Source organism: Rhodospirillum centenum SW (assembly GCF_000016185.1).
GTDB lineage: Bacteria > Pseudomonadota > Alphaproteobacteria > Azospirillales > Azospirillaceae > Rhodocista > Rhodocista centena.
Map to the genome: position 1 here is coordinate 1,380,922 of NC_011420.2, position 22,789 is coordinate 1,403,710.

Sequence of the window (22,789 nt, forward strand, 5' to 3'; positions counted from 1 at the left end):
CTCCTCGGATGGGCCGGCCGTCAGGCCGGGCGGGTGGGTATGCCGCGCTGGCCGACGATGGTCAAGCCGTAGCCCTCCAGCCCCACCACCGTCTTCTTGGTGTTGGTGAGCAGTTCCATCTCGCGCACGCCGAGATCGTTCAGTATCTGGGCGCCGACACCATAGTCGCGCAGTTCCCCGGCGGGGTGCTGGGCATCGGCGTCCATGGCGCGCAACCGCTCGGGCAGGCTGAAGGGCTGTGCTTCGCGCAGGACGACGATGACGCCGCGCCCCTCCGCGGCGACCGCCTCCATCGCCGCCGGCAGCTCTCCGCCGGGCCCGCGGCGGGCGTCACCCAGCAGGTCGTGGATCACGTCCAGCGCATGCATGCGGACCAGCACGGGGCCGCCGCCGGCGATGCTGCCCTTGACCAGAGCGATATGCTCCGCCCCGCTGATGCGGTTGCGGTACACGATCATCTCGAAATGGCCGCCGTGATGGCTGGTGATCGAGGTGCGGTAGACACGCTCGATCAACGTCTCGGTGCGGCGGCGGTAGGCGATCAGGTCGGCGATGGTGCCGATCTTCAGCCCGTGGCGCTGGGCGAAACCGACCAGATCGGGCAGCCGCGCCATGGTGCCGTCGTCGTTCATGATCTCGCAGATCACGCCAGACGGCAGCAGCCCGGCCATGCGGGCGAAGTCCACCGACGCCTCGGTATGGCCGGCGCGGACGAGAACGCCGCCCTCGCGCGCCAGCAACGGGAAGACATGCCCCGGCGTCACGATGTCCGACGGCGTGCTGGCCGGGTCGATGGCGACCTGGATGGTGCGCGCCCGGTCGGCCGCGGAGATACCCGTGGTGACGCCCGTGCGCGCCTCGATGGAGACGGTGAAGGCGGTCTGGTGCCGGGTGCCGTTCTGCTGCGCCATCAGGGGCAGGTTCAGCCGCCCGATCTGCTCACCGTCCATGGCGAGGCAGACCAGCCCGCGTCCGTGCTTGGCCATGAAGTTGATGACATCCGGCGTCGCCATCTGGGCCGGGATCACCAGATCGCCCTCGTTCTCCCGGTCCTCGTCATCGACCAGGATGAACATGCGGCCGGCGCGGGCCTCCTCGATCAGCTCTTCCGTGCTGGAGAGCACCGTCCGGTCCTCGGGCGGCAGGCGGACATCGTCCATCGCGGTCATCCCAGGCTCTCCGCCAGCCGCGCCACGTACCGGGCCAGCATGTCAACCTCCATGTTCACGCGGCCGCCGGGCCGGAGCGTCCCGAAGGTCGTGTGGGCACGGGTGTGCGGAATGATGTTCACCCCGAACACGGGGCCGTCCACTTCATTGACCGTGAGCGAGACGCCGTCAAGCGCCACCGATCCCTTCGGCGCGATGAAACGGGCCAGCGCGTCCGGCACCCGGAAGCGCCAGCGCGTGCTGTCGCCTTCCGGCACGACCGAGAGCACCTCCGCCACGCCGTCGACATGGCCGGAGACGATATGGCCGCCCAGCTCGTCGCCCAGGCGCAGGGCCCGTTCCAGGTTGACCGGCGTGCCCACCTGCCAGTCCCCCAGGGTTGTCTTCGACAGGGTCTCCCCCGAGGCGTCCACGCGGAAGGCGCCGGGCAGCAGTTCGACCACGGTCAGGCAGCAGCCGTTGCAGGCGATGCTGGCGCCCAGATCAATGGCCGCCGTGTCATAGCGGGTTCCGATGGTGAAACGGGTGTCGCCCCGCCGCTCGATGGCGGCGACATGGCCGACGTCTGTGATGATGCCTGTGAACATGCAGCTAACCTAGGATGTCCCCCGCCCCCTGGCGAGCGTTTTGGATGCGCGGTCACCGCCGCGCGGTCGGAGCCGGCCTTCTCAGCCGCGGCGGCGATAGCTCTCCAGCAGGTCCTCACCGGCGGGCCGGACGGCGATGCGCTCGTAGCGGGGCGCGTCGGCCAGCCGGTCCGCGCCGAAGCCGACGGCGGCCGGCAGCGCGTCGCCGCCCAGCAGCAGGCCGGCACGGAACCATTCCAGCCGGTCGGCCAGACCGTCGCGCAGCAGCGACGCCGCCAGGCGCGCCCCGCCTTCCGCCAGCACACGGGTGATACCGCGGGCGGCCAGGGTGCGCAGGGCCTGCGGCAGGGGAATCTCCCCCCCCGGACCGGGTTCGACCGGGATCAGGTCCACGCCGCAGTCGGCGAAGGCCGCCATCCGCGCGGGCTCCGCCGCGTCCGGCCGCGTGATGAGCCAGACCGGCGTGCGGTCGGCCGTCCGCACCAGCCTGCTGGTGAGCGGCAGCCGCAGCCGGCTGTCCAGCACGATGCGGACGGGCGAGCGATCCGCCATCCCCGGCAGCCGGCAGGTCAGCTCCGGATCGTCCGCCAGCGCCGTGCCGATGCCGACCAGGATGGCGTCGTGGCTGGCGCGCAGCCCGTGCCCCCAGGCCCGCGCCACCGGGCCGGTGATCCAGCGGCTCTCCCCCGTGCGGGTGGCGATGCGGCCGTCCAGCGAAGTGGCGAGCTTCAGCGTCACCAGCGGCCGGCCCTCGCGGATGCGCAGGAAGAAACCGGCGTTAAGCTCCTGCGCCTCGGCCTCCAGCAGCCCGGACGCGACCTCCAGACCGGCCGCCCGCAGCCGCGCCAGCCCGCCGCCGGACACGCGGGGGTCCGGATCCTCGCAGGCGACGACGACGCGGGCGACGCCCGCCGCCATCAGCGCCTCGGTGCAGGGCGGTGTCCTGCCGTGATGGTTGCAGGGTTCCAGACTGACATAGGCGGTGGCGCCGCGGGCCTGCTCCCCGGCCTGGCGCAGGGCTTCCGTCTCACCGTGCGGTCGGCCGCCGGCCCCGGTGACGCCACGGCCGACGACGCGGCCCTCGCGGACCAGCACGCAGCCGACGGAGGGGTTCGGCCAGACACGGCCCAGGCCCCGGGCCGCAAGGGTAAGGGCGGCCCGCATGTGGGCGCGGTCCTGGTCGGAGAACCGGCCCGCAGCCACGGAGGGCGAAGCGGTCATGGACTGTCGCTCACCCCGCCGGCGCGTCGGTGCGCAGCGTCTCCACGAACTGGTTGAAGTCGGTGACTTCCCTGAAGTCCTTGTAGACCGAGGCGTACCGGACATAGGCGACCTTGTCCAAGGTGCCCAGGTGGACCATCACCATCTCGCCGATCTGGCTGGACGGAATCTCCGTCTCCCCGGAGGATTCGAGCTGACGCACGATGGAGTTGACGACCCGGTCGATGCGGTCGGCATCGACCGGGCGTTTGCGCAGGGCGATCCGCATGGAGCGCAGCAGCTTCTCGCGGTCGAAGGGCTCCCGCGACCCGCCGCTCTTGACCACGGTCAGTTCGCGGAGCTGCACCCGTTCGAAAGTGGTGAAGCGGGCCCCGCAGGCCGGGCAGAAGCGCCGCCGCCGGATGGCGGAATTGTCCTCTGTCGGCCGCGAGTCCTTCACCTGGGTATCGTCGTTCCCACAGAACGGGCAGCGCATGCAGTCCCCCTCCCCCGCAGTTCTCTTCTTACAGCGCCGGGTAGATCGGGAAGCGGTGGCACAGCGCGCGCACCTGCTCCCGCACCCGCGTCTCCGTCGCGGTGTTGTCGCCGTTGGAGCGGGCGAGCCCGTCCAGCACCTCCACGATCAGGTCGCCGACCTGCGCGAACTCGGCCGTGCCGAAGCCGCGGGTCGTGGCCGCCGGGCTGCCCAGGCGGACGCCGGAGGTGACCAGAGGCTTCTCCGGGTCGAACGGCACGCCGTTCTTGTTGCAGGTCATGCCGGCATGCTCCAGCGTCGCCTCGGCCGCCTTGCCGGTCAGCCGCTTCGGGCGCAGGTCCACCAGCACGATGTGGCTGTCGGTGCCGCCGGAGACGATGTCCAGGCCGCCGGCGACCAGCCGGTCCGCCAGCACCCGGGCATTGTCCACGACCGCCTGGGCATAGGCCTTGAACTCCGGCCGCAGCGCCTCGCCGAAGGCGACCGCCTTGGCGGCGATGACATGCATCAGCGGGCCGCCCTGGAGGCCGGGGAAGACGGCGGAGTTGAACTTCTTGCCCAGTTCCGGATCGTTCGAGAGGATCATGCCGCCGCGCGGGCCGCGCAGCGTCTTGTGCGTGGTGGTGGTCACCACATGCGCGTGCGGCAGCGGGCTGGGATAGACGCCCGCGGCGACAAGGCCGGCATAGTGCGCCATGTCCACCATGAGATAGGCGCCGATCTCGTCCGCGATGCGGCGGAAGCGGGCGAAGTCGATCTGGCGGGGATAGGCAGAGCCGCCGGCGATGATCAGCTTCGGCCTGTGCTCGCGGGCCTTGGCCTCGACCTCCTCATAGTCGATCAGATGGTCGTCGCGGCGCACGCCGTAGCTGACGACCTTGAACCACTTGCCCGACTGGTTGGCCGGGGCGCCGTGCGTGAGATGGCCGCCGGCCGCGAGATCCATGCCCATGAAGGTGTCGCCGGGCTGGAGCAGCGCCATGAACACGGCCTGGTTCGCCTGCGCGCCGGAATGCGGCTGCACGTTCGCGTAGGCGCAGCCGAACAGCGCCTTGGCGCGCTCGATCGCCAGCGTCTCGGCGATGTCCACGTACTCGCAGCCGCCGTAGTAGCGCCGGCCGGCATAGCCCTCGGCATACTTGTTGGTCAGCACCGAGCCCTGCGCTTCCAGCACCGCCTGCGAGACGATGTTCTCGGAGGCGATCAGCTCGATCTGATCCTGCTGCCGGGTCAGCTCGCTGCGGATGGCCTGGAACAGGTCCGGATCGCTGTCCGCGAGCCGGTCGGTGAAGAAGCGGGAACCCGTCTGCATGTCCATGTGTGGCTATCCTCAGTGCTCTCGATCCGGACCGTCAGCCGAGCTTGGCGACGCGGCGGGCATGGCGACCCCCCTCGTAGGGCGTCGCCAGGAAGGTGGCGGCGCAGTCGCGCGCGACCTCGATCCCGGTCGTCCGGGCCCCCAGGACCAGGACATTGGCGTCGTTGTGCTGTCTCGACAGACGGGCCGTCGTGATATCGTGGCAGAGTGCGGCGCGCACATGCCGGTGACGATTGGCAGCGATGCTGATGCCGATGCCCGTACCGCAGATCAGGATGCCCCGCTGCGCCCGCCCGTCCTTCAGGGCGGCGGCGATGACGTCGGCGAAATCCGGATAATCCACGGACTCACGACCGTCGGTGCCGAGATCGAGCACCGCACGCCCCTCCCCCTCCAGCATCTCCTTCAGCGAGGCCTTCAGGTCGTAGCCGGCGTGATCGGAAGCGATGGCGATGGTTTCGGCGGTCATCGGCGTCAGAATCCCAAACCTAGGGGGTCATAACCGATGCGGACCCTATCAGATGACGGACGGCCGCACCAGTTCCAGCCGGGGATGCCTCCGCAGGTCCGGATTGCCGGACGCGCGGGCCTTGGCAAAGCGAATCGCGCCCAAGGTCTGCTGAAATCCGTTCCATCTTGTCGCACTTCGCGGGTGGTATGGGGCTAAGTCGCGGAGCTTCGCCGCGCTATATCGAACCGAAAGACACTACTACAGAGGTCTAGTCCATTCAGTTTCCGGCCGCATGTCACCAGCGTTCATATGGCCAGATCACGGCGGTAACTTGTGGTTCAAAACCGCTCAAAATAACCTGGAACAGATCGGCTACCTTTTTCATTGACACCCAAGGGAGCCTATGCCAAGCGGTAATTCCACATTCAAGGAACGGTCAGGACACTAGCAATGACGGATCAGCAGGCGAATGACATTCCCGTTAGCGATCTCCTGCGCATGACGGCGGAGATTGTCTCCGCCTACGTGGGCAAGAATACGCTGCCGACCCAGCAGATCCCGGAAGTCATCAATACGGTCTACAGCTCCCTGAACGGGTTGCAGGGCGCCGGCCGGGAGACGCAGGCCGAGCCGCCGCGCCCCGCCGTGCCGATCAAGAAGTCGGTCACGCCCGAATACATCGTCTGCCTGGAAGACGGCAAGAAGCTGAAGATGCTGAAGCGGCATCTCCGCTCCACCTACAACATGACGCCGGACGAATACCGCGTGAAGTGGGGCCTGCCGCCCGACTATCCGATGGTCGCGCCCAACTATGCGGCGCAGCGCTCCGATTTTGCGAAGAAGATCGGTCTGGGCCGTTCTTCAACCCGGCAGGCGCGCCGCCGCGCGTCCTGATCCGGTGCCGGCCGGATCGCCCGATCCGGCGGGAAGTCATCGCACAGACTGGAAAGGCCGCCCCCCCGGGGCGGCCTTTTTCTCTTGCACCGATTCTGCCCGGTCGGATGCCCGGCGGCGTGGAAGGTGCGGCAGCACTCCTGCCAGTTGTCCCAGGAACAGGGAGTGCGCGGAACAGCCGATGGAGAAGGGATGGGGACGAAATCTCCGGGTGGGACGGGTCAGCGGGTGCGTGGAGATGATGCCGGGCCGCCCTGCTGCCCGCGGGCCAGGACAAAACGGAGCTTGTTCACCGCCGCCCGGCTGAGGGTTTCCTGTCCTGCTGTCGCAGGACCCTGGATCACTACCTCGGTGTTCGTGACCGGATCGATCGCCGAGACACGGACGATCGATCCGACCCGCTGGAACTCGATCAGATAGCCCCCGGAAACAGCCATGGCGGAAGGCTCCGACCGCTCATGCGGCCGATGTCATCGTGAAGTTGCTGTAGTCGAGTGAGGCGGACCAGAAGCGCTCCAGCTTGCGCATGATCTCGTTTGCCCGGGCCAGCTCTTCCGAGGAGAGCCCGCCCTTGTCCAGGGATTCGATCTGGCGCTCGAACAGGGCGCTGACCTTGTCCCGGAGCCCCAGCCCCTTCTCCGACAACCGGACGCGGACGGAGCGCCGGTCGTGCGGCGACCGCTCCTGCACCAGATAGCCGTTCTCGTACATCTTCTTGACGTTGTAGGAGACGTTCGAGCCAAGATAGTAGCCGCGGGCGGTCAGTTCGCCCACGGTCATCTCGTCGTCCCCGATGTTGTAGAGGATCAGGGCCTGGACGTTGTTGATGTCCTGGATGCCGAGCCGATCCAGCTCCACCTTGAGGACTTCCAGGAAGTGCCGGTGGAGACGTTCGATCAAGAGGATGCTGTCGTAATAGGGCTGCCGCAAGGCAATCTCCATCCTTCCCGTTCGGGCTGGTCGGACCGGATACGGTCTCGCGCATGAAAGTGCAACAGAGAGTAACCGATCAAAGCCCTTTAAGCATCTTGATAATGCCAGAAAAATCCAGATCACCGCGGCCTGATGCAGAAAAAAGTTGGTAAAGGGCCGCCGCCTGGGCCCCCAGCGGCGTGGATGCGCCAACGGCGGCGGCGGCCTGCTGCGCCAGCTTCAGGTCCTTGAGCATCATGTCGGCAGTAAATCCCGCCTGATAGTCTCGGTTCGCGGGCGACGTCGGCACCGGACCGGGCACCGGACAGTAGCTGGTCAGCGACCAGCACTGACCCGAAGATTTAGAACTGATATCGAAGAGTTTCTGGCGCTCCAGCCCGAGCTTGTCCGCGAGCGCGAACGCCTCGCCCACGGCGATCATGGAGATGCCAAGGATCATGTTGTTGCAGATCTTGGCCGCCTGCCCGGTGCCAGGGCCGCCGGCATGGACGATGGTCTTGCCCATGACCTCCAGAATCGGCCGCGCCCGGTCGAAGGCGGTGCCCGAGCCGCCGACCATGAAGGTCAGGGTGCCGGCTGTGGCCCCTCCGGTCCCGCCGGAGACGGGGGCGTCCACCATGTCATGGCCGGCCTGCCCGGCGGCGTCGGCGACGGCGCGGGCCGTCTCCACGTCGATGGTGGAACTGTCGATCAGCAGGGTTCCCGGGCGGACCCGGGCGATCACCCCGGCCTCGCCCAGATAGACGCCGCGGACATGCGGCCCGGCCGGCAGCATCGTCACCACCGCATCGGCGGTCGCCACGGCATCCGCCGAAGAAGCCGCGCGGGCGATCCCCGCTTTGCCGGCTGCGTCCAGATTGGCCTCGGACACGTCGAAGCCTGTCACGGCATGCCCGGCCTTTACCAGATTTGCCGCCATCGGCAGGCCCATGTTGCCGAGCCCGATGAACGCCACGCTCGCCATCGCCATCCTCCCTCTGTCGCCGTTCCGCGCCTGGCCCCGGTCCGGGCAAGCACCCCCGGACGGTCCCGCGTCAGTCGGTGAACACCAGTTCCCGCGTGCCGACCGGAGCGAAGTGGCGGTTCACCATCTCCTCCGTCACCTCGGCCAGGGTGGCCGGCTGCCAGCGCGGGGTGCGGTCCTTGTCCACCAGCACGGCGCGGATGCCCTCGTAGAAATCGTGCCCGGCCATGAAGGCCTGGGTCATGCGGTATTCAAGCTGCATGCAGGCGTCGAAATCGAGCCCTTCGCCGACTCGCATCTGCTTCAGCGTGACCTTCAGACTGGTCGGCGACAGCCCGGCCATGGTGCGGGCGGTCTCCTGGGACCAGCCGGTGCCGTACTGTTCCAGCGCGGCCATGATCTCCTCGACCGAAGAGAAGGCGAAGCTGTGGTCGATCTCGTGCCGGAAGGGCTCGATCAGCGCCTCCCCCGCCGGCTCGCTGGCATGCCGGTCGAGAACCGCCGACACCGCCTCCGGCGCCGCCCCCCCGCGCCCGAGAGCGGCCGCGAGATCGTCCACCAGCGTGTCGAGCCGGTCGCCGGGAACATGGTGGGTGGCAATGCCGGTGTGCAGCAGGTCCACCGCCTTCAGCCGGGCGCCGGTCAGCGCCAGATAGGTGCCGATGCGGCCGGGCAGCCGGGGCAGGAAGTAAGTGCCGCCGACATCCGGAAACAGGCCGATGCCCGTCTCCGGCATGGCGAACAGGGTCTTCTCCGTCACCACCCGGTGCGAGCCATGGACCGAGAGACCGACGCCGCCGCCCATGGTGATGCCGTCGAGCAGCGCCACGAAGGGCTTGGGAAAACGCTTGATCCGGTGGTTGAGGATGTACTCCTCGCGGAAGAAGTCGCGCGTCAGCGCACCGTCGCTCTCCCCCTTCTTCCAGGCCAGACCGTCGTCATGGACGGCGCGGACATCGCCGCCGGCGCAGAAGGCACGGTCACCGGCGCCGCGGATCAGCACCGCCGTCACCGCCGGATCCCGCGCCCAGGCCTGGAGCTGCGGGTCGAGGACCCGGATCATCCCCAGCGTCAAGGCGTTCAGCGCCTTCGGCCGGTTCAGCGTGACAAGGCCGAGCGGCCCCCTGGTTTCACACAGCACATCCTGGGTCAATGCCGTCCCCATCCCCTGTTCCACCCGCACCGATGCTCCATACCGGAGCCCCGCGGCCGGGCCACCCCCTCGGGAAATCGCCAATGCCCCGCGCTCATGCCCCGGCCAGAAGCCGGCGCGCCACGATCATCCGCATGACCTGGTTGGTGCCTTCCAGGATCTGGTGGACACGCAGGTCGCGGACGAACCGTTCCACGGGGTACTCCTTGATATAACCGTAGCCGCCGTGCAGTTGCAGCGCGTCGTTACAGACCTTGAAGCCGATGTCGGTGGCGAAGCGCTTCGCCATGGCGCAGAAGGTCGTGGCCTCCGGGTCGCCGCGGTCCAGCGCGTCGGCGGCGCGATGCACCATCAGGCGCGCCGCGTCCAGCTCCGTCGCCATGTCGGCCAGCATGAACTGCAACGCCTGGAACTCGGCGATCGGCCTGCCGAACTGCTGGCGGGCGGTCATGTGGTCGCGCGCCAATTCAAGGCAGGTGCGCGCGCCCCCCAGCGAACAGGCGGCGATGTTGATGCGGCCGCCGTCCAGCCCCTTCATGGCGAAGCGGAAGCCCTCCCCCTCCTCGCCCAGCCGGTTCTCCACCGGCACGCGGCAGTCCTCGAAGATCACCTGCGCGGTGGGCTGGCTGTTCCAGCCCATCTTGCGCTCCTTCTTGCCGAAGGAGAGGCCGGGCGTCCCCTTCTCCACCACCAGCGCGGAGATGCCCTTCGGCCCCGGCCCGCCGGTGCGGCACATCACGATGTAGAGGTCGGTCGCACCGGCGCCGGAGATGAAGGCCTTGGTGCCGTTCAGCACGTAGTGGTCGCCCACCCGCTCGGCCCGGGTCCGCAGGGAGGCGGCGTCGGAGCCGCTGCCCGGCTCCGTCAGGCAGTAGCTGCCCAGCCGGTCCATGGCGAACATCGACGGCAGCCAGCGCGCCCGCTGCGCGGGAGAGCCGAAGCTGTCGATCATCCACGACACCATGTTGTGGATGGTCAGATAGGCGGCGGTGGAGGGACAGGCGGCCGACAGTTCCTCGAACAGGATCGCCGCGTCCAGCCGCGTGAGGCCGGTACCGCCATGTTCCTCCCGGCAGTAGAGGCCGGCGAAGCCCAGCGCGGCCGCCTTGCGCAGCACGTCCACGGGGAAGATGCCCTGCTCGTCCCACGCCGCGGCGTTCGGGGCGAGATGCTCGCGCGCGAAGCCGCGGGCGAGTTCCTGGAAAGCCGTCTGGTCGGGGGAGAGGCGGAAGTCCATGGTCCTGCCGGTCTGCGGGATCGGGACCGCGATGATAGTTTGCCCCCTTCCCCTGTCAATCAAACCCCGTCGGGCAAACCCCGTCAGGCAAACCCCGTCGGGCAAACCCCGCCGGGCAAACCCCGCCGGGGAACCCCAGGGGGCCGGTCCCGTAAGGCGTGCCGGCTCGCCCCACGGAACCCGTGCCGCTGCCGGCCGTTCTCTCACCAGGCCGCCCGACGGAGGAGCGGCCGGCTGCATCCGGACGAATCCATGCGGACACCCGCCCCCCGATCCACCCCGCCCGGACAGGGCCAGACACCATGAAACTCTGCGTGATCCTCAACAGCAGTGCCGGGTCGCTGCTTGACATGCCCGTCACCGACGCCATCGCCGAGGTGGAGCATGGCTTCCGGGATGCGGGGCACGACGTGGTCTGCGTCGCCTCCCCCGGCACCGACGTGCCCGACGCGATCCGCCGCGCCCTGGACCGGCCCGGCGTGGACACCATCGTCGTCGGCGGCGGCGACGGCACCATCGTGACGGCGGCGCACCTGTTGCAGGGCACCGGCTGCACGCTGGGCGTGCTGCCGCTGGGCACGATGAACCTGCTGGCCCGCGACCTGGGCCTGCCGCTGGACCTGCCGGGCGCGGTGCAGGCCCTGGCGCATGGCCGGCCGGAGCGGATCGACATGGCCGAGGTGAACGGCCATCCCTTCCTGAACAACTCCGTGATCGGCTGGTATCCCCGCATGGTGGCCGAACGCGAGCACCAGCGCGGTGCCCACCATATCCGCAAATGGCCGGCGATGGCGCTCGCCGCCGTCAAGACCCTGGTGGACAACAGGCGCCTGTCGGTCGAGGTGGATCTGGGCCACGGGCCGCAGCGCATCCAGACGCCGATCCTGGCCGTCGCCAACAATGTCTATGACGGCGGCTTCGGCCCGATCCTGCGCCGGTCCACCCTGACGGCGGGCAAGCTGGGCGTCTACATCGCGCACTACCGCAGCCGCTTCGGCCTGCTGGCCCTGGCGACAGGGTTCGCCGTCGGGCGCTGGCAGGAGCTGCCGGGAATCGACACGCACGAGGTCCACAGCGTGACCGTCCACACCCGGCGCCGTCGGCGGATCAAGGTCGCCAATGACGGGGAGGTGCTGGAGCTGGAGACCCCGCTGCGCTACCGCATCCTGCCGGAAGCCCTGACCGTCCTGCGCCCGGCGTCGGAGGAACCGGCCAGCCTCCGCCAGACGGCCTGAGCCGGCGGCATGCGCCGGATCGCCCACATCTCGGACCTGCATTTCGGCCGCATCGACCCGGCGGTCGTCGCGGCGCTCCGGGACGATCTGGCGGCGCAGGCGCCGGATCTGATCGTCGTCAGCGGCGACCTGACCCAGCGGGCGCGGCCGTCGCAGTTCCGCGCGGCCCGCGCCTTCCTGGCCGATCTGCCCGCACCGCACATGGTGGTGCCGGGCAACCACGACCTGCCGGCCTTCAACCTGCTGGCCCGGCTGGTCGATCCGCTGCGCAACTACCGCCGCTACATCGCCGAGGATCTGGACCCCTTTCTGAACCTGGGCAACCTCGCGGTGCTGGGACTGAACACCAGCCGGTCGCTGATCCTGGACTTCGCCGAGGGTCGGGTGAACCAGCGCCAGATGGACCGCATCCTGGGGTGCCTGCGGGAGCTGGGACCGGAGGTCTTCAAGGTCGTCTTCACCCACCACCCGTTCCTGCCGCCGCCCGACCATCCCGGCCGCCGGCTGGTCGGCCGCGCGACCCGCGCCCTGCGCGCGCTGGAGGCGGCGGGCGTGGACCTGCTGCTGGCCGGCCATCTGCACCGCGCCTACAGCGGCGACGTGATGAGCCACCATGCCCATGTCGAACGCTCGATCCTGGTGGCGCAGGCGTCCACCGCGACCTCCACCCGCCTGCGCAACGAACCCAATGCCTGGAACCTGATCGAGATCGCGCCGCCGTCGCTGGTCCTGCGGCTCCGGACCTGGGAGGGCGAGCGCTTCATGCCGGGGCTGGTGACGGCCTGGGAGAAGCACGGACCCCGCTGGGAGAAGCGCGGCGAGGATACCGGGCTGGCCGAACTGGACCGCCGTCTGGCCGCACGACGGTGACGGGATGTCGCGCCGCGGCGCCTACGGGCTTTGCCGGCGCGGCGGATGGGCATAGGATCGCGCCGGTTTCTCTCCCCCCTACAGGCGTCGAGCCATGCCTCACGATCCCGCCCATCACGACGATCACCACTCCCACCCGCACGAGCCAGCACCGCCCCCCGTCGGCGCCTATCCGCGCATCCGGATGCGCCGCAACCGCGCCGACGCCTGGACCCGGCGCATGGTTTCGGAGAACCGGCTGACGGCGGATGACCTGATCTGGCCGGTCTTCATCCTGCCCGGCGAGAACCGGCGCGAACCGGTGCCCTCCATGCCCGGCGTGGAGCGGCTGTCCATCGACCTGCTGGTGCCCGCGGTGGCCGAGGCGGCCGAGCTGGGCATCCCCTGCGTCGCCCTGTTCCCGGCCAACCCGCCCGAGGTCAAGGACCCGATGGGCCGGGAATCGGCCAACCCCGACAATCTGATGTGCCGGGCGATGCGCGCCCTGAAGCGGCAGGTGCCGGACATCGGCCTGTTCGGCGACGTGGCGCTGGACCCCTATACCAGCCACGGTCATGACGGCATCCTGCGCGACGGCCGGATCGTCAACGACGAGACGGTCGAGGTCCTGGTCCGCCAGGCTCTGGTCCAGGCCGATGCCGGCTGTGACATCGTCGGCCCCAGCGACATGATGGACGGCCGTATCGGCGCCATCCGCGAGGCACTGGACGCGCACGGCCACCAGGGCGTGCGCATCTGCGCCTATTCGGCCAAGTACGCCTCGGCCTTCTACGGTCCGTTCCGCGACGCCGTGAACACCGGCGCGCTGCTGACCGGCGACAAGAAGACCTATCAGATGGACCCGGCCAATTCCGACGAAGCCCTGCGGGAGGTCCAGCTCGACCTCCAGGAGGGAGCGGACATGGTCATGGTGAAGCCGGGCCTGCCCTACCTCGACATCATCCGGCGCGTGAAGGACACCTTCCGCGTCCCGACGCTGGCCTACAATGTCAGCGGCGAGTACGCGATGCTGAAGGCCGCCGCCGCCAACGGCTGGCTGAACTACGACAAGGCGATGCTGGAGATGCTGCTGGCCTTCAAGCGGTCCGGCGCCGACGCGGTGCTGACCTACGCCGCCATCGAGGCCGCGAAGCTGCTGCGCCAGCAGGGATGACCCCAGGCATCCGGTGACAGAGACCAGGGCCCCGCGACACCGGCGGGGCCCTTCTCGTATCCGGAACAGCCCCCCGGACACCACCTTCCGGACAGGCGGCCACCCACCCGTTCGTATGCAGCGCGCCGCCGCCAGCGGGAATCGCCCGCCTTTCCGGCCCCTGACTCCCCCCTGATCCGCGGCCGTCCCGGCGACGGGGCGGCGCGCGCACAGAGACGACGGCCGCGGCGGACGGTCTCCTGCCCCCGGGCAGGCAGATCGTCGCCCACCCCACGGCGTCCCCCCGCAGTTCCTCCGAGCATCCCTCCTCGACTGTCCGCGGCCGGATACCTGGACAGCGGCAACGGTGACCTGCCCGCCGCCGGCCCGCCATACCAACGCGCGACACGAGAACCGATTCGCCCCGCCAGAATTTAATGATTACACACGCCATTACAGCGATCATAAACAAACAATACCAGAACAGAATTCAAATTTAACACCGCATTAGTAAATGCGGATTTTTTAAATCAATAGAATAGGGGCGCCAGACACACGACCTCCGTATACATTTCACAACGCCAGCAAATCTCTACATTAATCCCGGACATAGCGAGCTTCCATTATTGGGAAATCTCGCAGAACGCGACCCAGAATCGGAATCGGAGACGGCCGTCGTTCCTCGGAACGACCGGGACGGAGCCGCGTTGCCGGAAGGAGAGATGATGAGTGCAGGACGTGGCCTCGCGGCCATCCTGGGGGCGGTGCTTTGCCTGATCGCAGCCGCCCCCGCCAAGGCCGGCGTGCCGGAGGGCAGCCGGATCGCCACACCGCTGGCGGAAGGGCTGCTGACCTGGGTCGAAAAGCGTCTGGGGGCCGCCGACGTGCCGCTTCCGATCATCGTCGCCAGCCGGACGGCGCTGGAGGAGACGAACAGGATCGTGCAGCACGCCCGCCAGGGGGAGCGGATCAAGGCGCTCTATTTCCCGGGTCTGATCGTGCTGGACAACGAGACCTGGAGCGAGGCCGACGTGGTGGAGGTCAGCTACCTGCTGCACGAACTGGTCCACCATGTCCAGGCCCGCCAGGGCTACGTCCCGGCCTGCCCCGCGGCCTATGAGCGGGACACCTACAATCTTCAGAACGAATGGCTGAAGGAACAGGGGCGCCCCCCGCTCTACACCGCCGACTGGATCGCGGAGAAGTCGCGCTGCGACTGACCAGGTCTCAGCCGGCGTGCCGGCCGAAGAACGCCGTCAGGCAGCGGTCGTGCCAGACACCGCCGGGGGCATGGAACCCGACATGCCCGCCCCCGGCCGGCAGCAGCGGGTGCAGGGACGGGTTCCGCTCCCACGCGACGGCGCGGTAGCAGTCCCCCGGTATCCAGGGATCGTCCAGGGCGTGGATGACCAGGGTCGGCACCCGGATCGTCTCCAGGAAACCGGCGGCGGAATTGACCCGGTAGTACTCCTCCGCCCCGCTCCAGCCGTTCCAGGGCGCGACGAACAGGTCGTCGAAGTCCCAGACCGACCGGCTGCGCCGGATGGCGTCGATCCAGCGCGGCTCCAGCCCCGGACCGGGGGCCAGCGACTCCTCCTTCATCCGGGCCAGCAGCCAGCGATGGTAGAGGCGGTTGCGCGGCTCCAGGAAGGCGAGGCTGCTGCGGCGCAGATCGATGGGGGCGGAGATGCTGGCGGCGGCCCGCACCGGCACCGGCAGATCGCCCTCCCCCAGCAGCTTCAGCAGCGCGTTGCCGCCCAGGGAATAGCCGGCCATCACGACGCCGTCCGCGGTCAGGGCCGGCGGAAGCTGCGCCAGCACCTCGCGGATGTCCCGGGTCCGGCCGGCATGATAGCGCAGGCGGCAGAGATCACGGCTGGGACCGGCCCCGCGCAGGTTCAGGCGCAGCACCGGCCAGCCTGCGGCCAGCAGCGCCACCGCGGTCGCCTGCATGTAGCTGCCCGTCTCGCACCCCGTCAGCCCGTGGATCAGCACGGCCAGGGGACGCCCTGCCACCGGCCGGCCTGGACGGTTCAGCAGCCCCAGCAGCACGTCGCCGCTGCCGTCCGCCATGGGAAAGCGCAGCCGCTCCCCCGCCGCCAGCCGGAAACGGGGCCGGCTCAGGGTGTTGCGCACCGTCTGGAGATGGGGACCCCGCCAGGGCCAGCGCTCCCGGAAGGGCGGCAGGTTGATCGCCCCTTCCAGCATTTCCGGTATCGTCTCAGACATCGCGGCCGCCCGTCAGTCCGCCGCCAGGAAGTCGCGCACGAGGCGGATCTGCGCCGGGTCCATCAGGGCCGGCGCATGGCCGGCGCCCGGAATCTCCGCCAGCCGGGTCGGTGGCCCCTCCACCAGCATGCGCTGTGCCGTCTCCGACAGCAGCAGATCGGACTCGGCCCCGCGGATCACCAGCACCGGGCAGCGGATCGCCTTCCACACGGGCCACAGGTCCACGTCCGCGACCGGCTGCCCCTGGAAGGCGCGGGCGATGCCGGTGTCGTAGGCCAGGGTCAGCCGACCGTCCGGCAGTGTCTGCGCCCCGTGTTCGGCCAGATGCCGCCACTGCGCGTCGGAAAGCGCGCCGAAGCCGGCATAGGTGGCGCGCAGCCACGCCTCCACCGCCGCAAGGTCGGGGAAGGTCTGCGCACTGCCGACATAGGCCGCGATCCGCTCCAGCGCCGCCTTCGGCACGAAGGGGCCGACATCGTTCACCACCAGCCGGCGGATCGGACTGTTCGGCTGGGCCGCCAGCAGCATGCCGATCAGCCCGCCCATGGAGGTGCCGACCCAGTCCACCTGTTCCACGTCCAGCCGCGCGATCAGGGTCGCCATGTCGGACAGGTACTGCGGATAGCCGTAGAGGTCGGGGTTGCCGAGCCGGTCGCTGCGGCCCCGCCCCACCACGTCCGGGCAGACGACCCGGGCCGGCAGCGCCGCGGCGAGGTCGTGCGCCAGCGGGTCGAAGTCGCGGCCGTTGCGCGTCAGCCCGTGGACGCAGACGACGGTGCGGGGACCCGCGCCCCATTCGGTGTAGGCCACGCTGTGAAAGCCGGTGGCGGACAGGCCGAGGAAGGAACGCTGCTGCATCGGGGGATCGCCGCTGTCGGAGCCTCTGCGTCGATTACCACGGGCGCGGCCGGACCGGAACCGCTCATGCAGCCGCGCGCTGGTGATGATCGGGCACCCGCATCGCCGCGGTGGGCAGGAAGGCGGAATCGTCCACCCGGACGGCGCGGCCGGGGAAGAAGCCGTTGAACCAGGTGCGGGTGGCGGTCGTGTAGGCGCCACACTGGCCGATCTCGATCCAGTCGCCCTCCCGGATGTCCGCCGGCAGCATGTAGGGGCCGGGCATCTGGTCGTAGCAGTCGCAGGTGGGACCGAACAGGCCGAAGGGCACCAGCTCGTCGGAGAAGGCGTGGCCGGGCCGGACCGCCCGCATCGGCATGTGGATGCCCGGGAACTTCAGGTCGCAGAGGCTGCCGTAGAGCCCGTCGTTGAGATAGAGGTGGCGGTCGCGCCGAAGTTCGACCCGCACCACCAGCGAGGCGCCGGTCGCCACCAGCCCACGGCCGGGCTCGCACCAGACGGCGCAGCCCTCCGGCCGCCGCAGCGTCTCCAGCCCGGTGCGGATCGCGGCCATGTAATCCTCCAGCGGCGGCGGTTCATGCCCGACATAGGCGGTGGGAAAGCCGCCGCCGACGTCGATCACCGCCAGCTCGGCACCGGCAAGGTCCTGACAGGCCGCGGCCAGCCGCAGCGCCGCCGTATAGCTGCCGGGGTTCAGGCACTGCGAGCCGACATGGAAGCAGAGTCCGACCTTCAGCCCCCGCCCGGCCGCCGTCCGCAGCAGGTCCGCCCCCTGCTCCACCGTGCAGCCGAACTTGCCGCCCAGATCGTAGACGGCCGCGCCGCGCGCCGTGGCAAGACGGACGACGACGGTCACGTCGCGGGCACCGCCGGTCTCCGCCGTCACCTTCTCCAGCTCGTCCCGGTGATCGACGACAAAGGTCCGCACCCCCATCCGCTCGTAGGCGTCGCGCACGGCACCGCGCTGTTTGACCGGATGCATGAAGTAGCAGCCGCCGGCGGCGAAGTGGCCCTTCACCAGCTCGATCTCCTGCAAGGACGCCGTGTCGAAGTGGCGGATGCCGCCGGCCCAGAGCGCATCCAGCACCAGCGGCTCGGGATTGCATTTCACGGCGTAGAGGACATGCCCCGGAAAGGCCGAGACGAACTGCCGCGCGCGGGCCGTCAGCTCGTCGGGACGGTAGCAGTAGACGGGCTCTTCCGGTTCCAGGGCCGCGACCATGGCGTCGGCATCGGCGAATCTCGGCAGCATGGCGGAACTCCCGCGTCTGGTGGGCCCTGCCCGGGCTTCGTCGCGGCATCCGGAGGATGCACGCCCACCATGATGACGCTGCCACCGCGCGGTCGGAAAGCGGGGTCCGCAAAAAGAAACGCGGCCGCACCCCGCGGCCTCGCCACCCGCAGGATCGAAAGCGAATCGTTCCGTCAGCGAAAAATTCTGACCGGCGACGGAAACATGTCCGCCCCCTCCGCCGACTCGGGACCTTCGGCGGGGTTTGCCGCCCCGGGGGGCTCTGCTACAACGGCGCGGGTCCCGGAGGCTGCCCAGGGCGCACCGACGGGTCAGCAGTGAACCAGAAAAACGACCGAGGAAAGGACGCCCCATGTCGCATCCCCTGCTACAGCCGGTTCTCGATCCCCATGCGCTGGCCCGCTCGCTGTCGGGCCGGCACCTGATCGGGGGCGAGCTGGTGCCGGCGGCCTCCGGCCGGACCTTCAACGTGGTGAACCCGGCGAAGGGGGAGGTCGTGGGACAGGCCGCGTTCGGGGAGGCGGCGGACGTGGAGGCGGCGGTGGCCGCGGCCGTGAAGGCGCAGGCCGACTGGAAACAGCGCCCGGCGCGCGAGCGCGGAAAGCTGGTCGCCGAGTGCGGCCGGCTGCTGACCGCGCATGTGGAGGAGCTGGCGCGGCTGATCACGCTGGAGACCGGCAAGGCCCTGCGGACGGAGAGCCGGGTCGAAGCCGGCGTGCTGTCCGACAGCTTCGTCTTCTACGGCGGGCTGGCGCCGGAGCTGAAGGGCGAGACGGTCCCCTTCAATCCGAAGATGCTCACCCTCACCCAGCGCGAGCCGATCGGCGTCGTCGGCGCCATCATCCCGTGGAACGTGCCGCTGCTGCTGATGGCGCTGAAGATCGCCCCGGCGCTGGTGGCGGGCAACGCGGTCGTCGTGAAGTCCGCCGAGGAGGCGCCCTTCACGGTGCTGCGGGTCTGCCAGATCCTGAACCAGGTGCTGCCGCCGGGCCTGTTCAACATGCTCTCCGGCTACGGCCCCGAATGCGGCGCGCCGCTGGTGGCGCATCCGAAGGTCGGCAAGGTGACCTTCACCGGCTCGGTCGAAACGGGGCGCATCGTCTACCGCACGGCGGCGGAGAAGCTGATCCCGGTGACGCTGGAGCTGGGCGGCAAGTCGCCCATGATCGTCATGGCCGACGCCGACCTGGACAAGGCGGTGGACGGCGCCGTCATCGGCATGCGCTTCACCCGCCAGGGTCAGAGCTGCACAGCGGCCAGCCGCATCTTCGTCCACGACAGCATCCACGACGCCTTCGTCGCAAAGCTGAAGGCGAAGGTGGATGCCATGGTCATGGGCGATCCGCTGGACGAGCGCACCGACATCGGCGCCATCGTCTCCCCCGGCCAGTTCGAGAAGGTGACGGACTATATCCGCATCGGCCAGGAGACGCCCGGCGCCACGGCGCACACCTGTTCCCGCCGGCCGGACGATCCGGCGCTGGCCAAGGGCCTGTTCGTGGAGCCGGTGATCTTCACCGGCCTCACCAACGACAGCCGGCTGGCGCGGGAGGAGATCTTCGGGCCGGTCACCTGCGTGATCCGCTTCAGCGACTATGAGGACGTCATCCGGCAGGCGAACGATACCGAATACGGTCTCGCCGCCACGATCTGGACCCGCGACCTGAAGACGGCGCTGGACGCCACCCAGCGGCTGGAGGCCGGTCTGGTCCAGGTCAACCAGAACCTCGTCGTGCAGCCGAACATCTCCTACGGCGGGGTGAAGACCTCCGGCCTGGGCAAGGAGGCCAGTCTGGAGGCGATGCTGGAGCACTTCACCCACAAGAAGACGATCATTCTGAACATGGCATGACGGACCCGGCGGCGACGGACGGAGGGGCGGCATGGGACTGCTGAGGCGCGCCGGCCGGTTCCTCCTGGTCCTGCCGCTGATCGTGCTGTCCGTCGCGGGCGGTGCGCTCGCCCTGCTGTTTGGCGCCCTCTCCCTCTGGCAGCCCGGCCGCGACGGTGAGGTCGCGCTGCCCGGCCTGTCCGCGCCGGTGGAGGTGGTCCACGACGCCCATGGCGTGCCGCACCTGTTCGCCGCGACGGAGACGGACGCCTACCGCGTGCTGGGCTGGCTGCATGCCCGCGACCGGCTGGCACAGATGGAGGCGCAGCGCCGCATCGGTGCCGGACGGACGGCGGAGATCGTGGGCAGCCCCGCCCTGCCGCTCGACCGCTTCATGCGGACCCTTGGTCTCTACTCCCAGGCGGAACGGGCCTACGAGACGCTGCCGCCGCCGGTGCGGGCCGCCGTCGATGCCTATACCGAAGGGGTGAACGCCTGGCTGGAGCGGCCGACGGGGCCGCTGCCCGTGGAGTTCTGGCTTCTCTGGCACCGACCGGAGCCCTGGCGCCCGGCGGACACGCTGGTCTACGGCAAGCTGATGTCGCTGCTGGGCGGGTCCTGGCGCAACGACCTGCGCCGGGCGGCCCTGCTGGAGAAGCTGGGACCGGAGCGGCTGGCCGACCTGTTCCCCGACGATCCGCCGGACGCGCCGGCGACGCTGGCGGCAGCCGACGGCGTGGACTGGGTCCGCCTCGCCGCGGCCCTTTCCGGCCTGCTCCCGGAGGAGGGGGCGGCGAGCAACTGGTGGGCGCTGGCCGGATCGCGCACGGCCAGCGGCCGGCCGATCCTGGTCAACGATCCGCACCTGAACATCCAGGTGCCCAGCCAGTGGTATCTGGCCCGCATCGTCACCCCCGACCTGACCCTGGCCGGCGCGTTCGCGCCGGGCGTGCCGTTCCTCATCATGGGCCACAACCGGCATGTCGCCTGGGGCTTCACCACGCCTTACAGCGATACCGAGGACCTGTTCGTGCTGCCGGCGGACACGCCGGGCGTCGCCGTACGGACGGAGACGATCGGCGTCCGCTTCGGCCGCACGGTGCAGCACCGGGTGCGCGTGGCGGCGCAGGGGCCGGTACTGTCCGACATCACCGACGCCGCAGCGGAAGCCGCCGGACCGGGCCGGATGGTGGCGCTGGCCTCAGCGGCCCTGCGCGAGGCCGACCCCAACGTCGCCGCCACCTGGGCGCTGAACCACGCCCGCAGCGTGGCCGAGGCGCGGGAGGCGCTGAAGGACTACGCAGCACCACACCAGAACGTCGTCCTGGCCGATACGGAGGGGCATATCGGCTTCGTCTCCGCCGGGCTGATCCCCGTGCGGGAGGGCTTCGACGGACGCCTTCCCGTCGCAGCGGAGGCGGGCCGCTGGACCGGATTCGTGCCGTTCGAGGCGCTGCCGCAGGCGGTTGACCCGCCGGACGGACTGCTGGTCAACGCCAACAACCGCGTCGTGCCCGCCGGCCGGCCCGATCCGCTGGGCGGCGACGCGGCCGAGCCCTGGCGGGCCGCGCGCATCCTGGACCTGCTGGAGGGGCGCCGGGTGCACGACATTGCCGGACAGGAAGCCATCCTGGCCGACATCCTGTCAAAGCCGGCGCAGGCGCTGCTGCCCTACCTGACGGCGCTGCCGCCGGAGATGCCGCTGGAGGCGGACGCGCTGGCCCAGTTGCGCACCTGGGACGGGCGGATGCGGGCCGACCGGCCGGAGCCGCTGATCTTCGAGTGGTGGCTGAAGGAGGTGCATGCCGCGCTGCTGCGCGACGAGCTGGGCGACCTCTATGCTGGCGGGCTGGATGCCCGGCTGGTGCTGCACCTGCTGCGCGACCGGCCGGACTGGTGCGACGACACCGGCACGCCCGTGCGGGAGGACTGCGCCGCCATCGTCCGCCGCGCCCTGCGCAGCACCCTGGAGACGCTCAAGGAGCGTCACGGCCCGCATCTGGTCGCCTGGAACTGGGGCTGGGAACACCGGGTGGAGACGGGGCACGCGCTCCTGGCCCGTGTGCCGGTGCTGTCCTGGTGGTTCTCACGGATGCATGCGACGGACGGCGGATTCTATACCGTCAACCGGGCCGGCGGCAGCGGGACGGGGGAGCGCCGCCCCTTCCAGCATGTCCATGGGGCCGTCTTCCGCGGCCTCTACGATCTGGCCGACCTCGACCGTTCCCGCTTCGCGGTGCTGGGCGGCCCCTCCGGCGATCCGCTGTCGCCCTGGTTCGACACGCTGACACCCGTCTGGGCCGCGGGCCGGCATGTCACGCTGGCAGGCGACGCCGCAGCCCTGGCACCGGCCGCCCGGGGCCGCGAACTGTTCCGGCCCTAACCGCCCAGCCGGTCGTAGCGGCCACGGAAATAGAGCAGCGGCCGCCCCTCACCCCGGTGCGCCAGCTTCACGACGCGACCCACCATGATGACATGGTCGCCGCCGTCGTGGCGGGCATGCGTCACGCATTCCATCGCCGCCAGCCCGCCGGCCAGGACCGGGCTGCCGGTCTGCCAGGTCTCGAAATCGGCGGCACTCCAGCGATCCGGCATCGGCAGGCGGGCGAAACCGTCGGACAGGTGCTTCTCGTGCTCCGCCAGCATGGTGAGCGCGAAGCTGTCCGAGCGTTCGAAGGCGCCCAGGCTCTCGGCCGTGCGGTTGAGGCAGAACAGGACCAGCGGCGGGTCGAGCGAGACGGAGGTGAAGGAATTGACCGTGACGCCGATCAGCGTGCCGTCGCTGTCCCGCGTGGTGGCGACGCAGACCCCCGTGGCGAAACAGCCCAGGGCATCGCGGAAGGCACGCGCATCGAAGCTCATCGACGGACTCCCGGTAAGGGCTGCCGTGGGGAACTAGCCGACCGGCCGGGCATGCGCAAGGGCATCGGCGGACGGATTAACCTCTTTTGCACCGGGAGGCCGGATTGTAGACTTCCGG

At 69.7% G+C, this 22,789-nt stretch carries 22 protein-coding genes; 7 read left to right on the forward strand and 15 right to left on the reverse strand.

Annotated elements, in window-relative coordinates; translation table 11 throughout:
- Window positions 1-20: 20 nt before the first annotated feature.
- The 6 genes from ribB to rpiB form a co-directional block, all read right to left on the reverse strand.
- On the reverse strand, window positions 21-1,169 hold the full coding sequence (ribB, locus tag RC1_RS06400; protein WP_012566529.1) for a 3,4-dihydroxy-2-butanone-4-phosphate synthase: 1,149 nt from the start codon (window positions 1,167-1,169) through the stop codon (window positions 21-23).
- A complete protein-coding gene (locus RC1_RS06405; protein WP_012566530.1) occupies window positions 1,166-1,756 on the reverse strand; it encodes a riboflavin synthase in 591 nt (196 codons plus the stop codon). Before RC1_RS06405 ends, ribB begins: the two co-directional genes overlap by 4 nt.
- Window positions 1,757-1,837: 81 nt before the next feature.
- Window positions 1,838-2,977 carry a bifunctional diaminohydroxyphosphoribosylaminopyrimidine deaminase/5-amino-6-(5-phosphoribosylamino)uracil reductase RibD gene (ribD, locus tag RC1_RS06410; protein WP_012566531.1) on the reverse strand — a complete coding sequence of 380 codons (1,140 nt, stop codon included), beginning with the start codon at window positions 2,975-2,977 and terminating at the stop codon, window positions 1,838-1,840.
- Between the two features lie 10 nt (window positions 2,978-2,987).
- Window positions 2,988-3,452 carry a transcriptional regulator NrdR gene (gene nrdR / locus RC1_RS06415; RefSeq protein WP_012566532.1) on the reverse strand — a complete coding sequence of 155 codons (465 nt, stop codon included), beginning with the start codon at window positions 3,450-3,452 and terminating at the stop codon, window positions 2,988-2,990.
- A 28-nt stretch (window positions 3,453-3,480) separates the two neighbouring features.
- Window positions 3,481-4,770: a serine hydroxymethyltransferase gene (gene glyA / locus RC1_RS06420; RefSeq protein WP_012566533.1), complete on the reverse strand. Its 1,290-nt coding sequence runs from the start codon at window positions 4,768-4,770 to the stop codon at window positions 3,481-3,483.
- A 34-nt stretch (window positions 4,771-4,804) separates the two neighbouring features.
- Window positions 4,805-5,239: a ribose 5-phosphate isomerase B gene (gene rpiB, locus RC1_RS06425; protein ID WP_012566534.1), complete on the reverse strand. Its 435-nt coding sequence runs from the start codon at window positions 5,237-5,239 to the stop codon at window positions 4,805-4,807.
- A gap of 432 nt (window positions 5,240-5,671) precedes the next feature.
- Here rpiB and RC1_RS06430 point away from each other — a divergent pair, with 432 nt between their 5' ends.
- On the forward strand, window positions 5,672-6,115 hold the full coding sequence (locus RC1_RS06430; RefSeq protein ID WP_012566535.1) for a Ros/MucR family transcriptional regulator: 444 nt from the start codon (window positions 5,672-5,674) through the stop codon (window positions 6,113-6,115).
- 221 nt (window positions 6,116-6,336) lie between these two features.
- Here RC1_RS06430 and RC1_RS20705 read toward each other — a convergent pair whose 3' ends face one another.
- The 5 genes from RC1_RS20705 to RC1_RS06450 all read right to left on the reverse strand — a co-directional run bounded on the left by RC1_RS20705 (window position 6,337) and on the right by RC1_RS06450 (window position 10,402).
- A complete protein-coding gene (locus RC1_RS20705) occupies window positions 6,337-6,552 on the reverse strand; it encodes a DUF6898 family protein (RefSeq protein ID WP_012566536.1) in 216 nt (71 codons plus the stop codon).
- A 19-nt stretch (window positions 6,553-6,571) separates the two neighbouring features.
- Window positions 6,572-7,057, reverse strand: coding sequence for a MarR family winged helix-turn-helix transcriptional regulator (locus tag RC1_RS06435; protein ID WP_012566537.1), 486 nt, complete (start codon window positions 7,055-7,057; stop codon window positions 6,572-6,574).
- 67 nt (window positions 7,058-7,124) lie between these two features.
- Window positions 7,125-8,012 (reverse strand): 3-hydroxyisobutyrate dehydrogenase, encoded by an 888-nt coding sequence (mmsB, locus tag RC1_RS06440; protein WP_041786117.1) that lies wholly within the window; start codon window positions 8,010-8,012, stop codon window positions 7,125-7,127.
- A 70-nt stretch (window positions 8,013-8,082) separates the two neighbouring features.
- Complete coding sequence (locus RC1_RS06445) at window positions 8,083-9,177, reverse strand: enoyl-CoA hydratase/isomerase family protein (protein ID WP_012566539.1); 1,095 nt, start codon at window positions 9,175-9,177, stop codon at window positions 8,083-8,085.
- A gap of 82 nt (window positions 9,178-9,259) precedes the next feature.
- Window positions 9,260-10,402 carry an isobutyryl-CoA dehydrogenase gene (locus RC1_RS06450; protein WP_012566540.1) on the reverse strand — a complete coding sequence of 381 codons (1,143 nt, stop codon included), beginning with the start codon at window positions 10,400-10,402 and terminating at the stop codon, window positions 9,260-9,262.
- A gap of 302 nt (window positions 10,403-10,704) precedes the next feature.
- On the opposite strand from RC1_RS06450, the gene RC1_RS06455 reads away from it, so the two are divergent.
- The 4 genes from RC1_RS06455 to RC1_RS19960 all read left to right on the forward strand — a co-directional run bounded on the left by RC1_RS06455 (window position 10,705) and on the right by RC1_RS19960 (window position 14,859).
- Complete coding sequence (locus tag RC1_RS06455; protein WP_041785179.1) at window positions 10,705-11,637, forward strand: diacylglycerol/lipid kinase family protein; 933 nt, start codon at window positions 10,705-10,707, stop codon at window positions 11,635-11,637.
- A 9-nt stretch (window positions 11,638-11,646) separates the two neighbouring features.
- Window positions 11,647-12,507 carry a metallophosphoesterase family protein gene (locus RC1_RS06460; protein ID WP_012566543.1) on the forward strand — a complete coding sequence of 287 codons (861 nt, stop codon included), beginning with the start codon at window positions 11,647-11,649 and terminating at the stop codon, window positions 12,505-12,507.
- 94 nt (window positions 12,508-12,601) lie between these two features.
- Window positions 12,602-13,660: a porphobilinogen synthase gene (gene hemB, locus RC1_RS06465; RefSeq protein ID WP_012566544.1), complete on the forward strand. Its 1,059-nt coding sequence runs from the start codon at window positions 12,602-12,604 to the stop codon at window positions 13,658-13,660.
- Between the two features lie 704 nt (window positions 13,661-14,364).
- Window positions 14,365-14,859, forward strand: coding sequence for a DUF6647 family protein (locus RC1_RS19960; protein WP_012566545.1), 495 nt, complete (start codon window positions 14,365-14,367; stop codon window positions 14,857-14,859).
- 7 nt (window positions 14,860-14,866) lie between these two features.
- On the opposite strand, the gene RC1_RS06475 is transcribed toward RC1_RS19960, so the two are convergent.
- From RC1_RS06475 to RC1_RS06485, 3 genes are all read right to left on the reverse strand, one after another.
- On the reverse strand, window positions 14,867-15,868 hold the full coding sequence (locus RC1_RS06475; protein WP_234703835.1) for a YheT family hydrolase: 1,002 nt from the start codon (window positions 15,866-15,868) through the stop codon (window positions 14,867-14,869).
- 12 nt (window positions 15,869-15,880) lie between these two features.
- A complete protein-coding gene (locus RC1_RS06480) occupies window positions 15,881-16,726 on the reverse strand; it encodes an alpha/beta fold hydrolase (protein WP_012566547.1) in 846 nt (281 codons plus the stop codon).
- A gap of 64 nt (window positions 16,727-16,790) precedes the next feature.
- Window positions 16,791-17,978, reverse strand: a complete 1,188-nt coding sequence (locus RC1_RS06485) for a type III PLP-dependent enzyme (protein ID WP_012566548.1) — start codon at window positions 17,976-17,978, stop codon at window positions 16,791-16,793.
- Between the two features lie 352 nt (window positions 17,979-18,330).
- On the opposite strand from RC1_RS06485, the gene RC1_RS06490 reads away from it, so the two are divergent.
- Window positions 18,331-19,830 (forward strand): aldehyde dehydrogenase family protein, encoded by a 1,500-nt coding sequence (locus tag RC1_RS06490; RefSeq protein WP_012566549.1) that lies wholly within the window; start codon window positions 18,331-18,333, stop codon window positions 19,828-19,830.
- A 31-nt stretch (window positions 19,831-19,861) separates the two neighbouring features.
- The gene (locus RC1_RS06495) at window positions 19,862-22,192 is read left to right on the forward strand and encodes a penicillin acylase family protein (RefSeq protein WP_012566550.1); all 2,331 of its coding nucleotides are present in this window, start codon (window positions 19,862-19,864) and stop codon (window positions 22,190-22,192) included.
- Here the strand turns inward: RC1_RS06495 and RC1_RS06500 are convergent.
- Entirely contained in the window at window positions 22,189-22,671 is a 483-nt protein-coding gene (locus RC1_RS06500) for a flavin reductase family protein (RefSeq protein ID WP_012566551.1), read from the reverse strand. The two genes, RC1_RS06495 and RC1_RS06500, sit on opposite strands and share 4 nt — an antisense overlap.
- Window positions 22,672-22,789: the final 118 nt, after the last annotated feature.

Bases quoted from the DNA above. Each gene is read 5' to 3' on its own strand.
- rpiB (WP_012566534.1), bottom strand. From the start codon at position 5,239: ATGACCGCCGAAACCATCGCCATCGCTTCCGATCACGCCGGCTACGAC.
- RC1_RS06450 (WP_012566540.1), bottom strand. From the start codon at position 10,402: ATGGACTTCCGCCTCTCCCCCGACCAGACGGCTTTCCAGGAACTCGCC.
- RC1_RS06500 (WP_012566551.1), bottom strand. From the start codon at position 22,671: ATGAGCTTCGATGCGCGTGCCTTCCGCGATGCCCTGGGCTGTTTCGCC.
- nrdR (WP_012566532.1), bottom strand. From the start codon at position 3,452: ATGCGCTGCCCGTTCTGTGGGAACGACGATACCCAGGTGAAGGACTCG.
- RC1_RS06445 (WP_012566539.1), bottom strand. From the start codon at position 9,177: ATGGGGACGGCATTGACCCAGGATGTGCTGTGTGAAACCAGGGGGCCG.
- RC1_RS06485 (WP_012566548.1), bottom strand. From the start codon at position 17,978: ATGCTGCCGAGATTCGCCGATGCCGACGCCATGGTCGCGGCCCTGGAA.
- ribD (WP_012566531.1), bottom strand. From the start codon at position 2,977: ATGACCGCTTCGCCCTCCGTGGCTGCGGGCCGGTTCTCCGACCAGGAC.
- hemB (WP_012566544.1), top strand. From the start codon at position 12,602: ATGCCTCACGATCCCGCCCATCACGACGATCACCACTCCCACCCGCAC.
- RC1_RS06405 (WP_012566530.1), bottom strand. From the start codon at position 1,756: ATGTTCACAGGCATCATCACAGACGTCGGCCATGTCGCCGCCATCGAG.
- RC1_RS06495 (WP_012566550.1), top strand. From the start codon at position 19,862: ATGGGACTGCTGAGGCGCGCCGGCCGGTTCCTCCTGGTCCTGCCGCTG.
- RC1_RS06435 (WP_012566537.1), bottom strand. From the start codon at position 7,057: ATGGAGATTGCCTTGCGGCAGCCCTATTACGACAGCATCCTCTTGATC.
- RC1_RS06455 (WP_041785179.1), top strand. From the start codon at position 10,705: ATGAAACTCTGCGTGATCCTCAACAGCAGTGCCGGGTCGCTGCTTGAC.
- RC1_RS06430 (WP_012566535.1), top strand. From the start codon at position 5,672: ATGACGGATCAGCAGGCGAATGACATTCCCGTTAGCGATCTCCTGCGC.
- RC1_RS06475 (WP_234703835.1), bottom strand. From the start codon at position 15,868: ATGTCTGAGACGATACCGGAAATGCTGGAAGGGGCGATCAACCTGCCG.
- ribB (WP_012566529.1), bottom strand. From the start codon at position 1,169: ATGACCGCGATGGACGATGTCCGCCTGCCGCCCGAGGACCGGACGGTG.
- RC1_RS06480 (WP_012566547.1), bottom strand. From the start codon at position 16,726: ATGCAGCAGCGTTCCTTCCTCGGCCTGTCCGCCACCGGCTTTCACAGC.
- RC1_RS20705 (WP_012566536.1), bottom strand. From the start codon at position 6,552: ATGGCTGTTTCCGGGGGCTATCTGATCGAGTTCCAGCGGGTCGGATCG.
- RC1_RS19960 (WP_012566545.1), top strand. From the start codon at position 14,365: ATGAGTGCAGGACGTGGCCTCGCGGCCATCCTGGGGGCGGTGCTTTGC.
- RC1_RS06460 (WP_012566543.1), top strand. From the start codon at position 11,647: ATGCGCCGGATCGCCCACATCTCGGACCTGCATTTCGGCCGCATCGAC.
- mmsB (WP_041786117.1), bottom strand. From the start codon at position 8,012: ATGGCGAGCGTGGCGTTCATCGGGCTCGGCAACATGGGCCTGCCGATG.
- glyA (WP_012566533.1), bottom strand. From the start codon at position 4,770: ATGGACATGCAGACGGGTTCCCGCTTCTTCACCGACCGGCTCGCGGAC.
- RC1_RS06490 (WP_012566549.1), top strand. From the start codon at position 18,331: ATGTCGCATCCCCTGCTACAGCCGGTTCTCGATCCCCATGCGCTGGCC.